This window comes from Streptomyces sp. NPDC090022 (genome assembly GCF_044748145.1).
In the GTDB taxonomy this organism is placed as follows: Bacteria; Actinomycetota; Actinomycetes; order Streptomycetales; family Streptomycetaceae; genus Streptomyces.
The window spans coordinates 195,146-208,433 of the sequence record NZ_JBIVFN010000011.1 but is presented as its reverse complement, the minus strand read 5'-3'; the positions used below and the strand labels follow the sequence as shown (position 1 = coordinate 208,433).

Below are 13,288 nucleotides of genomic sequence, written 5' to 3'. Positions count from 1 at the left end.
ACCCGCACCAGCCACTTCGCACGACTTCGCCCCGCCGACCAGAACTCGATCGACGGGGCGAAGCAGACGACCCCGAATTGACCAACAGCATCCGGCGAGGGGGAGCGGGGCCTTCCGGCACGGCGTGGGAGTGCGCTCAGGCGGCGGGGGTGCTGCTGCCCGAGGAGGACGCCGAGGACGACGCCGCCGGGGCGGCCGCGGAGGCCGGCGCCGAGCTGGAGGCGGCGGGCTTCGAGGACGAGGCCGGCGTGCTGCTGGACGACGAGCCGCGGCTGTCGTTCCGGTAGAAGCCGGAGCCCTTGAAGACGATGCCGACCGCCGAGAACACCTTCTTCAGGCGTCCCTGGCAGCTCGGGCACTCGGTCAGAGCGTCATCCGTGAACTTCTGCACGGCCTCGAGGCCCTCACCGCACGCGGTGCACTGGTACTGGTAGGTCGGCACGAATCTTCCTCCTGGCACTCTGACTCGATGAGTGCTAACGACGCTCCATGGTGACGTATTCCGGCGGATCAGTCCACCGTCACCGGCACTCGGTGACCGATGCCACGCTCGCCGCGCTGCGCCGCCGGGGCCTGCGCGGACGTACCGGCGGCCGTGGCGGGGGCCGTGGCGGCGGCCGTGGCGGGGGTGGCCGCGGGGGCCGTCGGCGCGGGCTGCGCGGCGGCCGAGGTCACGACGCGGCTCGCGGCCTTCGGCGCCAGCTTCGCCCGCAGCGCCACCACGGTCACCAGCGCGAGCACGGTGGCCGCCAGCGGCACCAGGAAGCCCGCGGTGGAGCCGTGGGCGTCGGTCAGCCGGCCGGCCACGACCACGGCGGTGGCCTGGCCGAAGGCGACCGCACCGGTCAGCCAGGTGAAGGCCTCGGTACGGGAGGCGGCCGGGACCAGCGCCTCGATCATCGTGTAGCCGGTGATCAGGGCCGGGGCGATGCACAGACCCACGACCAGGCCGAGCGCGGCCAGCAGGACCATCGAGTCGGCGGTCCACAGCAGCGAGGCGGCCACGGTCAGGCCGGTGTAACCCAGCAGCAGCCGGCGGCGCGGGCCGATCGTCCAGGCGATGGCGCCGCAGGCGATGCCCGCGACCATGTTGCCGGCGGCGAAGACGCCGTACAGCAGACCGTTGGCGCCCGGGTTGCCGATCTCGTTCGAGAACGCGGCCAGCGAGACCTGCATGCCGCCGAAGACGGCGCCGATGCCGAGGAAGGCGACGATCAGGACGCGCAGCCCCGGGAAGGACAGCGCCGAGGCGTGCTTCTCACCGGCGGCGGCCGGGGCGTGCGGCTTGGGCTGGGTGGCGCGCCGGGCGGCGAAGACCAGGCCGCCGAGGACGGTCAGCGCGGCCTCGGTGATCAGACCGGCGGCCGGGTGGACGCCGGTGCACAGCGCGGTCGCCAGGACCGGGCCGACGACGAAGGTGAACTCGTCGGTGACGGACTCGAACGCGGCGGCCGTCGGCAGCAGCGGCGAGCTCTCCAGCTTGGCGGCCCAGCGGGCCCGGACCATCGGGCCGACCTGCGGCACCGAGGCACCGGCGGGTACGGCGGCCAGCGCGAGCGCCCAGACCGGCGCGCCCATCAGGGCGAACGTGGTCAGCGCGGCCACGGCGGCGCCGTGCGCGAGGGCGACGGGGATCAGGACGGCGCTCTGGCCGTGCCGGTCGGTGAGGCGGCCCATCACGGGGGCGGAGAGGGCCATCGAGACACCGGTGACGGCGGCGACGATGCCGGCGCTGCCGTAGGAACCGGTGGTGTGCTGCACGAGCAGCAGGATGCTGATGGTCAGCATGCCGAACGGGAGGCGGGCGGCGAATCCGGGCAGGAGGAAGCCGAGGGCGCCGGGCGTGCGGAGCAGCTGCCCGTAACCGGGGCGCGAGGAGTTCTCGGACGTGTGCGACGTGTGCGACTTCTGGGACTGCTCGGGCGCTTCCTTCGCGCCGTTCTCGGTCGTGACCGCGGATGTCACGGCCTTGCCTTTCCGCTACCTGGTAGAGCGTCCCCGTCTGCGGTCGGCGCGCGGTGCCTCGTGGGCGGGCGCACCCGTACGTAATGGGAGCTCCGAGAGCTGTCCTCTTGCGCAGGACCGAGTGATACCAGGTGACGCCCAGTACGGGGGAGCCACGGCCGCCGAGCGGTCGCGCCAGCTCTGCGTCAGGCAGAGTTGGTTCGTTTGTGGTGTGCCTTCATGGTACAGGGAAAGGGGTGGGTACGCCCTGTGATTGTGCTGACAACACGTGTCTTCGCCTAGGATTAACGGGAGCTTCGCCTCTCACGGCCCCGGAAACCGTGGCAAACAGGCCAAAAAAGCACCGAAAATGGCCGTATTAGAGCGCCGCTCTAACCCCTTACCGCCGGTTCCGGCGGGTTACCGGCCGGCTCCATCGCCTCCCGCGCTCCCGCGCCCCCGGCTACCGCGCCGTCCCGTCCGTCCCCAGCCACCCGGCCAGCTTGCCGCCGCGCGCCACCGCCCGCAGCCGCGCCTCCGCCGCGTCCCGCACCGGATCCGTCGCCACCACCAGCAGCTCGTCCCCCCGCCGCAGCACGGTCGAGGGCGCCGGTACGAAGCTCTTGCCGTCCCGGACCACCAGCGTCACCGAGGCCCCGCCCGGCAGCCGCAGCTCGCTGACCTCCACGCCGTGCATCCGCGAGCCGTCGGGTATCGCGAACGACAGCAGGTGCCCGCGCAGCTTCTCCAGCGGCGCCGACTCGATCCCGAGGTCCGCGGGCGTGTCCGCCGGGCCGCCGAGCTCCAGCTTGCGCGCCAGCCACGGCAGCGTCGGCCCCTGCACCAGGGTGTAGACGACGACGAGGACGAAGACGATGTTGAAGACCCGTTCGCTGCCCTCGATGCCCGAGACCATCGGGATGGTCGCCAGGATGATGGGCACCGCGCCGCGCAGGCCCGCCCACGACATCAGCGCCTGCTCCTGCCAGGGCAGCCGGAAGGGCAGCAGGCTGATGAAGACCTCCAGCGGCCGCGCCACCATCGTCAGCACCAGGCCGATGACGACAGCCGGCCAGAAGTCGTTGACCAGCTCGTGCGGGGTCACCAGCAGGCCCAGCAGCACGAACATCCCGATCTGTGCCATCCAGCCCAGACCGTCCGCGAAACCCCTGGTCGCGGGCCAGTGCGGCAGCTTCGCGTTGCCCATCACCATGGCCGCCAGGTAGACGGCGAGGAAGCCGGAACCGTGCGCGATCGCGCCCGCCGCGTACGCCGAGACGGCGATGGCCATGACGGCGATCGGGTACAGGCCGGAGGCGGGCAGGGCCACGTGCCGCAGCCCGTACGAGCCCAGGAAGCCGACCGCGAGGCCGATGGCCGCGCCGATCGCCAGCTCCAGGGCGATCTTGCCTATGAGGACGTACCACTCGTCGACCGGGCCGAGTGTGGAGAACGACACGACCAGGATGACCACCGGGGCGTCGTTGAAGCCGGACTCGGCCTCCAGGACACCGGTCACCCGGGCCGGCAGCGGCACCTTGCGCAGGACCGAGAAGACGGCGGCCGCGTCCGTGGAGGAGACGACCGCGCCGATGAGCAGGGCCTGTCTCCACTCGAGTCCGACCAGGTAATGGGCTCCTGCCGCGGTCACGCCCACGCTGATGGCGACGCCGACCAGCGAGAGCGTGATCGCGGCGGGCAGCGCCGGCCGGATCTCCTGCCACTTCGTCCCCAGACCGCCCTCGGCGAGGATCACGACCAGCGCCGCGTACCCGATGACCTGCGTGAGTTCCGCGTTGTCGAAGACGACGTTGCCGATGCCGTCCTGGCCTATCGCGACGCCTATGCCGAGGTAGACGAGCAGGCTGGGGAGGCCGCTGCGTGAAGAGATGCGTACCGCCGCGACGGCGACGAGCAGCACGAGCGAGCAGACCAGCAGGAGCTCATTGAGCTGGTGGACACTCAGCGGGCGGTCCTTTCCCCGGGGCGCCGGCCGGATCGTTCCTCCGGCGGGCAAGTACTTCGTTACCTTACCTAATCTTTGACGATCCCTTGACGTGATAGTCACATTGTGAAACGCCTGTTCGGTCTTGTGCCTGACACCGCGTCCGAACAGGTAGGGCGCTGCGCCTATGGTTGCTCCCAGCACTCAGGACCCACCCTGCCGCTCTAAGGACAGCGATGCCCGCCAACGAATCCGCCCCTTCCGCCAAGAAGAAGGGACGACGCGCCCGTCTGATCGTGCTCACCCTGGTGCTGGCGCTCGTCGCGGGCCTCGGCTACGGGGCGTACTGGACCGTGGACAGCGTCCGCGCCTCCTTCCCGCAGACGACCGGCTCCCTGAAGATCCCGGGCCTTTCCGCGCCCGTGGACGTCAAACGCGACGCCCACGGCATTCCCCAGCTCTACGCCGACTCCGACGAGGACCTCTTCCGCGCACAGGGCTTCGTGCACGCGCAGGACCGGTTCTGGGAGATGGACGTACGACGTCACATGACCTCCGGCCGGCTCTCCGAGATGTTCGGTTCCGGCCAGGTCGAGACCGACGCCTTCCTGCGCACCCTCGGCTGGCGCCACGTCGCGCAGACCGAGTACGACACCAAGCTCTCGCCCGAGACGAAGAAGTTCCTGCAGGCTTACGCCGACGGGGTCAACGCCTACCTCAAGGGCAAGTCCGGCAAGGACCTGTCCGTCGAGCACGCGGCCCTGAAGCTGACCGAGGACTACCGGCCCGAGGCCTGGTCCCCGGTCGACTCGGTGGCCTGGCTCAAGGCGATGGCCTGGGACCTGCGCGGCAACATGCAGGACGAGATCGACCGGGCGCTGATGCAGGGCAAGCTCAGCCAGCAGCAGATCGACGAGCTCTACCCGCCGTACCCGTTCGACCGGAACAAGCCGGTCACCGAGAACGGCAAGATCCAGGGCGGGGCGTACGTCCCCCAGGGCACCGGCACCGGTACGGGCGGCACGGGTACGGGCGGCACCGGCACCGGCGGCACGGGCTCCGGCACCGGCACCGGCGGTATCGGCGCCGGTGGCACCGGCACCGGCACCGGCACCGGCACCGGCACCGGCACCGGCACCGGGTCGAACCCGGCCACCAACGGTGCCCGCGGCGCCGCCGTCTCCCCCACCGCCCACGGCGCCACCGAGCCCCTGAAGACCAAGCTCACGGCCCTCGCCAACACCCTCGACAAGATCCCGGCGCTGCTCGGCCCGAACGGCAGCGGCATCGGTTCGAACTCGTGGGTGATCTCCGGCAAGCACACGACCACCGGCAAGCCCCTGCTGGCCAACGACCCGCACCTGTCCCCGCAGCTGCCGTCCCTCTGGTACCAGATGGGCCTGCACTGCCGGACGGTCGGCAAGGGCTGCACCTTCGGCGTGGCCGGCTACACCTTCTCCGGCATGCCCGGCGTGGTCATCGGCCACAACGGCGACATCGCCTGGGGCATGACCAACCTCGGCGCCGACGTCACCGACCTCTACCTGGAGCAGGTCCGGCCCGAGGGCTACGTCTACGACAACAGGGTGCTCCCCTTCACCACCCGTGAAGAGGTCATCAAGGTCGCCGGCGAGGGCGAGAAGAAGATCACCGTGCGGACCACGAACAACGGTCCGCTGGTCTCCGACCGCAACGAGCAGCTCGACGCGGTCGGCACCCGCGCCCCCGTCGCCAGCTCCGCCCCCGACCGCGGCGAGGGCTACGCCGTCGCCCTGCGCTGGACGGCGCTGGACCCGGGCAAGTCGATGGACGCGGTCTTCAAGCTCAACCGCGCGAAGACCTTCCCCGAGTTCCGGGCGGCCGCGGCCGAGTTCGACGTGCCCTCGCAGAACCTGATCTACGCCGACGGCAAGGGCCCGAACGGCGGCAACATCGGCTACCAGGCCCCCGGCCGCATCCCGATCCGCAACCAGGGCGACGGCCGCATGCCCGCCCCGGGCTGGGACTCCAAGTTCGCCTGGAAGGGCGGCACGGACGGCAACACCGGCTACATCCCGCAGAACGAGATGCCCTGGGAGCTCAACCCGGCCCGCGGCTACATCGTCACCGCCAACCAGGCGGTCGTGGAGTCCGGCCCGGGCAAGTACCCGTACCTGCTGACCTCCGACTGGGGCTACGGCGCCCGCAGCCAGCGGATCAACGACCTCATCGAGGCGAAGGTCAAGGACGGCGGCAAGATCTCGACCGACGACATGCGGACCATGCAGATGGACAACAGCAGCGAGATCGCCGCGCTGCTGACCCCGATGCTGTCGAAGATCCAGATCAGCGACCCGGACGTGCGTGCCGCGCAGAAGCTGCTCGATGGCTGGAACTACACGCAGGAGCCCGACTCGGCGGCGGCCGCGTACTTCAACGCGGTCTGGCGCAACATCCTCAAGCTGTCCTTCGGCGACAAGATGCCCAAGGAGCTGCGGGTCGAGGGCAGCTGCCTGAACGTCCACGACGAGAGCTCCGGCCCGAACGACGACCTGTCCAAGGTGGTCCGCGAGTGCGGCCAGCGCGACTCCGACTCCGCGCAGCCGGACGGCGGCGACCGCTGGTTCGAGGTGGTCCGCCGCCTGGTCAAGGACGAGAAGTCGGCCTGGTGGGCCACGCCCGCGGCCCGCAACCAGCCGGCCACCACCACCCGTGACGAGCTGTTCGCGCGGGCCATGAAGGACGCCCGCTGGGAGCTGACCGCCAAGCTCGGCAAGGACCCGGCCGACTGGAGCTGGGGCCGCCTGCACCAGCTGATGCTCAAGAACCAGACCATCGGCACCGAGGGCCCCGGCTTCATGCAGTGGCTGCTCAACCGGGGTCCCTGGAACGTGGGCGGCGGCGAGGCCACGGTCAACGCCACCGGCTGGAACGCGGCCGGCGGCTACGGGGTCACCTGGGTGCCGTCGATGCGGATGGTCGTGAACCTCAACGATCTGGACAAGTCCCGCTGGATCAACCTGACCGGCGCCAGCGGGCACGCGTACCACTCCCACTACACGGACCAGACCGACATGTGGGCCAAGGGCGAGCTCCTGGAGTGGCCCTTCGGCAAGGAGGCGGTCGACAAGGCGACGGTGGACACGCTCACGCTGAAGCCGTAGGCGCCCGCCCGCCGAACCGGCGCACCCCCGACGGGGTCGCCACAGCCTGCACGGGGTGGTCGTGCGGTTCCTCCGGGACCCGCGCGACCACCTCGTGGTCGTAGAGGAGCACCACCAGCGCCGGGTGGGCACCGGCCCGCTCCAGCCGCTCCAGGACCCGGTCGTAGCTGCCGCCGCCGCGGCCCAGCCGCATCCCGCGCCCGTCCACCGCCAGGCCCGGCAGCAGGACCGTGTCGGCGCCCGTCACCGCCTGCGGCCCCAGCCGCAGGCCGGCCGGCTCCAGCAGCCGCATCTTCCCCGGGTGCGCGGTCTCGGCGAGCGAGCCCGGTCCGTCGTACGGCGCCCAGTCCAGATCGTTGTCGGGCAGCAGGACGGGCAGCAGGACGCGCGTCCCCCGCCGGCGCAGGGCGTCCAGCAGGTCCCGGGTGCCCGGCTCGGCGCCCACCGAGACGTACGCCGCGACGGTGCCCGCGCCCGCCAGCTCGGGCAGCTCCAGGGCCCGGCGGGCCAGCGCCACGGCGGCGTCGGCGGTCTCCTGGGGAGACAACGCCCTGCGGGCGGCGAGCAGTTCGCGGCGCAACCGCGCCTTGGGAGTCGGGTTCTCTTCCACGGTGACCTCAGAAATCCTTCCCTATATGCACGTAAACGGATGAAAACGCCGGAACCAGGGATTCACCTTCCGGCACCCACTATCGTTCTGCCCATGACTCAGTTGCACCCCGTGATCACCAAGGCCGTCATTCCGGCCGCGGGCCTCGGCACTCGCTTCCTCCCCGCGACGAAGGCCACGCCCAAGGAAATGCTCCCCGTCGTGGACAAGCCGGCCATCCAGTACGTGGTCGAGGAGGCCGTCGCCGCCGGCCTGGACGACGTACTCATGATCACTGGACGTAACAAGCGTCCGCTCGAGGACCACTTCGACCGGAACTACGAGCTGGAATCGGCGCTCGTCGCCAAGGGCGACGACGAGCGCCTGAAGAAGGTCCAGGAATCCAGCGACCTCGCCACCATGCACTACGTCCGCCAGGGCGACCCGCGGGGCCTGGGCCACGCCGTGCTCTGCGCCGCCCCGCACGTCGGCCACGAGCCCTTCGCGGTCCTCCTCGGCGACGACCTGATCGACCCGCGCGACCCGCTGCTCCAGCAGATGGTCGCCGTCCAGCAGCGCACCGGCGGCACCGTCATCGCGCTCATGGAGGTCCCGCAGGAGAGCATCCACCTCTACGGCTGCGCCGCCGTCGAGACCACCGACGAGGACGGCGTCGTCCGGATCACCGGTCTGATCGAGAAGCCGGACGCGGCCGACGCGCCCAGCAACTACGCGGTCATCGGACGCTATGTCCTCAACCCCGCGATCTTCGACATACTGCGGGAGACCGCGCCGGGCCGCGGTGGGGAGATCCAGCTCACCGACGCCCTGCAGAAGCTGGCCGCCGACGAGACCGTGGGCGGTCCGGTGCACGGTGTGGTCTTCCGGGGCCGTCGCTACGACACCGGGGACCGCGCCGACTACCTGCGGGCCATCGTCCGCCTCGCGTGCGAGCGTGAGGACCTGGGCCCGGAGTTCCGCACCTGGCTTCACCGTTACGTCACGGAGGAGATGTAGCACCTTGACCAGCCCCGCACCGCAGGACACCGACCGGCAGCGCCTCTGGTCGGTGGACGAGCACCTCGCGGACATCCTCGCCGCCGTCCGGCCGCTGGAGCCCATCGAGCTCCAGCTGCTCGACGCCCAGGGCTGTGTCCTGGTCGAGGACGTGACCGTGCCCGTCGCCCTGCCGCCCTTCGACAACAGCTCCATGGACGGCTACGCCGTCCGCACGGCCGATGTCCAGGGTGCGAGCGAGGAGTTCCCCGCGGTGCTCACGGTCGTCGGGGACGTGGCGGCGGGCAGCGGTGAGCTGCCCACCGTCGGTCCCGGTCAGGCGGCCCGCATCATGACCGGCGCGCCGCTGCCGCCGGGCGCGGAGGCCGTCGTACCGGTCGAATGGACCGACGGCGGCACCGGCGGCGGCGCCGCCGCGGGCATGACGCCCGCCAGCGCCGCCCCCCAGGGCGCCGGCGGCGAGGTCAGGGTGCACCGGCCGGCCGAGGCGCGGGCGCACGTCCGCGCGCGCGGCAGCGACGTCCAGGCCGGCGATCTGGCGCTGGCCGCCGGTACGGTCCTGGGCCCGCCGCAGATCGCGCTGCTGGCCGCCATCGGGCGGGGCACCGTACGGGTCCGCCCGCGCCCGCGCGTCGTGGTGATGTCCACCGGCAGCGAGCTGGTCCAGCCGGGGGAGGCGCTGGCCTCCGGCACGATCTACGACTCCAACAGCTTCGCGCTCGCCGCCGCCGCGCGGGACGCGGGCGCCATCGCCTACCGGGTCGGCGCGGTCGCCGACGACGCCGACACCCTGCGCGCCGCCATCGAGGACCAGCTGATCCGCGCGGACCTGCTGGTCACCACGGGCGGGGTCAGCGTCGGGGCGTACGACGTGGTCAAGGAAGCCCTGTCCGCGGCCGGACCGGGCTCCGGTGAGGCTACGGGCGCAGGCGCGGACGACGTCGACGTGGACGCCACCCGGATGGACTTCCGCAAGCTCGCCATGCAGCCGGGCAAGCCCCAGGGCTTCGGCACGGTCGGCCCCGACCACACGCCGCTGCTCGCGCTGCCGGGCAACCCGGTCTCCTCGTACGTCTCCTTCGAGCTGTTCGTCCGGCCCGCCATCCGGGCGCTGATGGGCCTGCCGGACGTCTCCCGTCCGGTCGTGCGCGCCCTGGTGAAGTCCGACGGGCCGCTGCGCTCCCCGGCCGGCCGCCGCCAGTTCCTGCGCGGCACGTACGACGCGGAGAGCGGGACGGTCGCCCCGGTCGGCGGATCGGGCTCCCACCTGATCGCCGCCCTCGCGCACGCCGACTCGCTGCTGGTCGTGCCGGAGGACGTCACATCGGTGGAGCCGGGGGCCGAGCTGGAAGTGGTCCTGCTCGGCTGAGGGGCGCCGGGTGCGGGTAGCGTGTTGCACCACACAGGCCTCCGCGAGGCCCAGAGCGGGAGCGGCACAGCGATGAGTACCCACAGCAGGCTGACCCACATCGACGAGGCGGGCGCGGCCCGGATGGTCGACGTCTCCGAGAAGGCGGTCACCACCCGGACGGCCCGCGCGAGCGGACGCGTCCTCGTCGCTCCCCGGGTGATCGAGCTGCTGCGCGGCGAGGGCGTGCCCAAGGGCGACGCCCTCGCCACCGCGCGCATCGCCGGGATCATGGGGGCGAAGAAGACCCCGGACCTGATCCCGCTGTGCCACCCGCTGGCCGTCTCGGGCGTCAAGGTCGACCTGACCGTCGCGGACGACGCGGTGGAGATCCTCGCCACGGTGAAGACCACCGACCGTACGGGCGTGGAGATGGAGGCCCTGACCGCCGTCGCGGTGGCCGGGCTGACCGTGATCGACATGGTCAAGGCGGTGGACAAGGGCGCGGTGATCACCGATGTCCGCGTCGAGGAGAAGACCGGCGGCAAGTCCGGCGACTGGACGCGCGCGTGACCCCCCGGGGCGGCGAGGTCCACAGCCACAGCCACGGCGTGGCGGCCGCCGCTCCGGCGGAGCCCGGTGCGCCCGCCGAGCCCGCCGAGCCCGCCGAGCCTGCCGGGCCTGCCGGGCCCGGCCCGCGGGCCCTGGTGATCACGGCGTCCAACCGCGCCTCGGCCGGTGTGTACGAGGACAAGGGCGGGCCGGTGCTCGCCGAGGGCCTCACCCGCCTCGGCTTCGCCGTCGACGGCCCCCGGGTCGTCCCCGACGGCGACCCGGTGGGCCGGGCCCTGCGCGAGGGCGTGGCCGCCGGGTACGACGTCATCCTCACCACCGGCGGGACCGGCATCTCGCCGACCGACCGGACCCCGGACGTGACCGCGCGGGTGCTGGACTACGAGGTCCCCGGCATCCCGCAGGCGATCCGTGCCGAGAACCTCGCCAAGGTGCCCACGGCGGCGCTGTCCCGGGGCCTGGCGGGCGTGGCCGGACGTACCCTGATCGTGAACCTGCCGGGGTCGACCGGCGGCGTACGGGACGGGCTCACCGTGCTGTCCCGGATCCTGCCGCACGCCGTGGACCAGCTCCGCGGCGGTGACCATCCCCGGCCCGCCGCCTCCGGGAGCCAGAGCTGAACGGACCCTCCTGGCCGGTGGTGCTGACGGACGGCGATGTCACACTCCGGCCGATAAAGCTGCGCGACCAGCGCGCCTGGCGCGAGGTGAACCGGCGCAACCGGGACTGGCTGCGCCCGTGGGAGGCGACGATCCCGCCGCCCGCCCCGTGGGGACCGGTGATCCAGCGTCCGACGTACCGCCAGATGGTCCGCCACCTGCGGGCCGAGGCGAACGCGGGGCGGATGCTGCCCTTCGTGATCGAGTACCAGGGCCGGCTGGTCGGGCAGCTGACGGTGGCCGGGATCACCTGGGGTTCGATGTGCGCGGGGCACGTCGGCTACTGGGTCGACCGCGAGGTGGCCGGCCGCGGCGTGATGCCGACGTCGGTCGCGCTCGCCGTGGACCACTGCTTCCGCATGGTCGGCCTGCACCGGATCGAGGTCTGCATCCGCCCGGAGAACGGCCCCAGCCGCCGGGTGGTGGAGAAGCTCGGCTTCCGGGAGGAGGGGCTGCGGCCCCGCTACCTGCACATCGACGGCGCCTGGCGCGACCACCTGGTCTACGCGCTGACGGCGGAGGAGGTGCCGGAGGGGCTGCTGCACCGCTGGCACCGGGCGCGCCGCCGGGGCACCCCGCAGAAATAGGGCCGGACGGTCACACGTATCCGTTCGAATTTCGTTCGAATTATGGGCGGCTCCGGAGGTGATTCGCCCATAACCTGATCCGAGAAGTCACAAAAAAAGTCCGTGATATCAGCCAGATCGTGCGACACACCGGCCCAATTGGCCGATGCCCTTGCCCGTACCCCTCTACGGTGTGAGGTGTGAGCAGCAGCGGCCTCATCTACGCAGTCATTGTCGGGGCCTGGGCCGCCTACTTGGTGCCCATGTGGCTCCGGAGGCAGGACGAGCTGAACGAGGCCCGTCCGACGGAACGCTTCTCCACCGCCATCCGGCTTCTTTCCGGACGGGCGGGAATGGAGCGCCGTTACGCCAAGGGCCTGCGTGAGCGCGGTGACGAGGAGGCGGAGCCCCCCGCGGACCCGGACGCCGCGACGGAGTTGGTGAATTCCGTCGACGCCGACGCCCGGGCCAACGCCGTGCCTCCGACCCGGACGGAACCGAGATCCGCGGCGGTCGAGCGGGTGGAGCGGGCCCGGCGCGAACAGCGTCTCCAGGTCCTCGCCCGCCGCCGGCGGACCACCGCGATCCTCTTCCTCACCTTCACGCTCGGCGCGATCGTCGCGGCGGTCGGCGGGCTGCGCCTGCTGTGGGCGCCGGCGGTCCCGGCGGTGCTGCTGAGCGCGTACATCGTGCACCTGCGGATCCAGGAGCGGCGGCGCTTCGCGTTCACCATGGACCGGCGCCGGGCCGAGGCCGCCGCGCGCCGGCTGCGCGAGAACCCCGACAGCGGCCGGGCGCGCCGCCGTGAGCCGGAGGCCGCCGCGGGCCCCGACCCGGACCCCGCCCCACCGGTTTCCCCGCAGGAGGCCGGCCGGCGCGCGCTGGTCGAGCAGACCGACCACGCCGAGTGGGTGGACCAGCAGCGCGAGCGCGAGCGCGGCCCCGCCCGCGGCGACAGCTGGGAGCCCGTCCCGGTCCCGCTGCCGACGTACGTGACCGCGCCCGTCGCCCCGCGCGCCACCGGCCCGGTCTCCCCGGACGGCTGGAGCGCGGCCCGCTCCAGCACGGCGGAGCCGACCGAACCCCGGCTGCGCGCCCAGCGGCCCGCCCCGGACGACGCCGCCCCGAACCGCAAGGCCGAACCTCCGGCCCCGCGCCGCGGCCGCGACCGCGGCCGTACGCCGCTCTTCGACCAGTACGAGAACGACGACCGCCCCCGGGCCGCGAACGAGTGATGCACCGCCTGACGTGACCTGCGGGGAACGGATTTTGGAGCCTCCCGGATGGGATGCTAATGTTTCACACGTCGCAAGGGCCTGTGGCGCAGTCTGGTAGCGCACCTCGTTCGCATCGAGGGGGTCTGGGGTTCAAATCCCCACAGGTCCACAAACGGCAGTTCGCGAGTAGCTCTCGGGAACGTCATGAGATCCCGTTCCGCCGAAAGGCGGGGCGGGATCTCGGCGTTTCCGGGGTGTGTTCGAGCCGGTGTCCGATGGCCCGCCAT

At 72.1% G+C, this 13,288-nt stretch carries 11 protein-coding genes and 1 tRNA gene; 8 read left to right on the top strand and 4 right to left on the bottom strand.

Features of this window, described 5'->3' with window-relative positions; all coding sequences use genetic code 11:
• Nucleotides 1-136: 136 nt before the first annotated feature.
• The 3 genes from ACIPXB_RS21285 to ACIPXB_RS21275 all read right to left on the bottom strand — a co-directional run bounded on the left by ACIPXB_RS21285 (nucleotide 137) and on the right by ACIPXB_RS21275 (nucleotide 3,961).
• Nucleotides 137-442: an FmdB family zinc ribbon protein gene (locus tag ACIPXB_RS21285; RefSeq protein WP_401452145.1), complete on the bottom strand. Its 306-nt coding sequence runs from the start codon at nucleotides 440-442 to the stop codon at nucleotides 137-139.
• 68 nt (nucleotides 443-510) lie between these two features.
• Nucleotides 511-1,854, bottom strand: coding sequence for an MFS transporter (locus ACIPXB_RS21280; RefSeq protein WP_401452173.1), 1,344 nt, complete (start codon nucleotides 1,852-1,854; stop codon nucleotides 511-513).
• Nucleotides 1,855-2,407: 553 nt separating this feature from the next.
• Nucleotides 2,408-3,961, bottom strand: a complete 1,554-nt coding sequence (locus tag ACIPXB_RS21275) for a potassium/proton antiporter (RefSeq protein ID WP_401452143.1) — start codon at nucleotides 3,959-3,961, stop codon at nucleotides 2,408-2,410.
• A gap of 164 nt (nucleotides 3,962-4,125) precedes the next feature.
• On the opposite strand from ACIPXB_RS21275, the gene ACIPXB_RS21270 reads away from it, so the two are divergent.
• Complete coding sequence (locus tag ACIPXB_RS21270; protein WP_401452141.1) at nucleotides 4,126-7,032, top strand: penicillin acylase family protein; 2,907 nt, start codon at nucleotides 4,126-4,128, stop codon at nucleotides 7,030-7,032.
• Here the strand turns inward: ACIPXB_RS21270 and ACIPXB_RS21265 are convergent.
• The gene (locus tag ACIPXB_RS21265; protein WP_401452139.1) at nucleotides 7,016-7,642 is read right to left on the bottom strand and encodes a 5-formyltetrahydrofolate cyclo-ligase; all 627 of its coding nucleotides are present in this window, start codon (nucleotides 7,640-7,642) and stop codon (nucleotides 7,016-7,018) included. The two genes, ACIPXB_RS21270 and ACIPXB_RS21265, sit on opposite strands and share 17 nt — an antisense overlap.
• 93 nt (nucleotides 7,643-7,735) lie before the next feature.
• Between ACIPXB_RS21265 and galU the strand changes: the two genes are divergently transcribed.
• From galU to ACIPXB_RS21230, 7 genes are all read left to right on the top strand, one after another.
• Entirely contained in the window at nucleotides 7,736-8,638 is a 903-nt protein-coding gene (gene galU, locus ACIPXB_RS21260; protein WP_401452137.1) for a UTP--glucose-1-phosphate uridylyltransferase GalU, read from the top strand.
• Nucleotides 8,639-8,642: 4 nt separating this feature from the next.
• Entirely contained in the window at nucleotides 8,643-10,007 is a 1,365-nt protein-coding gene (gene glp / locus ACIPXB_RS21255) for a gephyrin-like molybdotransferase Glp (protein ID WP_401452135.1), read from the top strand.
• 72 nt (nucleotides 10,008-10,079) lie between these two features.
• Entirely contained in the window at nucleotides 10,080-10,559 is a 480-nt protein-coding gene (moaC, locus tag ACIPXB_RS21250) for a cyclic pyranopterin monophosphate synthase MoaC (protein WP_401452133.1), read from the top strand.
• Nucleotides 10,556-11,179, top strand: coding sequence for a molybdenum cofactor biosynthesis protein B (locus ACIPXB_RS21245; protein ID WP_401452131.1), 624 nt, complete (start codon nucleotides 10,556-10,558; stop codon nucleotides 11,177-11,179). Before moaC ends, ACIPXB_RS21245 begins: the two co-directional genes overlap by 4 nt.
• A 17-nt stretch (nucleotides 11,180-11,196) precedes the next feature.
• Entirely contained in the window at nucleotides 11,197-11,805 is a 609-nt protein-coding gene (locus ACIPXB_RS21240) for a GNAT family N-acetyltransferase (RefSeq protein ID WP_401452129.1), read from the top strand.
• A 179-nt stretch (nucleotides 11,806-11,984) separates the two neighbouring features.
• Complete coding sequence (locus ACIPXB_RS21235) at nucleotides 11,985-13,019, top strand: hypothetical protein (protein ID WP_401452127.1); 1,035 nt, start codon at nucleotides 11,985-11,987, stop codon at nucleotides 13,017-13,019.
• A gap of 77 nt (nucleotides 13,020-13,096) precedes the next feature.
• A tRNA-Ala gene (locus ACIPXB_RS21230) sits at nucleotides 13,097-13,170 on the top strand.
• The last annotated feature ends 118 nt before the right edge of the window (nucleotides 13,171-13,288 follow it).

Bases quoted from the DNA above. Each gene is read 5' to 3' on its own strand.
- ACIPXB_RS21270 (WP_401452141.1), top strand. From the start codon at position 4,126: ATGCCCGCCAACGAATCCGCCCCTTCCGCCAAGAAGAAGGGACGACGC.
- galU (WP_401452137.1), top strand. From the start codon at position 7,736: ATGACTCAGTTGCACCCCGTGATCACCAAGGCCGTCATTCCGGCCGCG.
- moaC (WP_401452133.1), top strand. From the start codon at position 10,080: ATGAGTACCCACAGCAGGCTGACCCACATCGACGAGGCGGGCGCGGCC.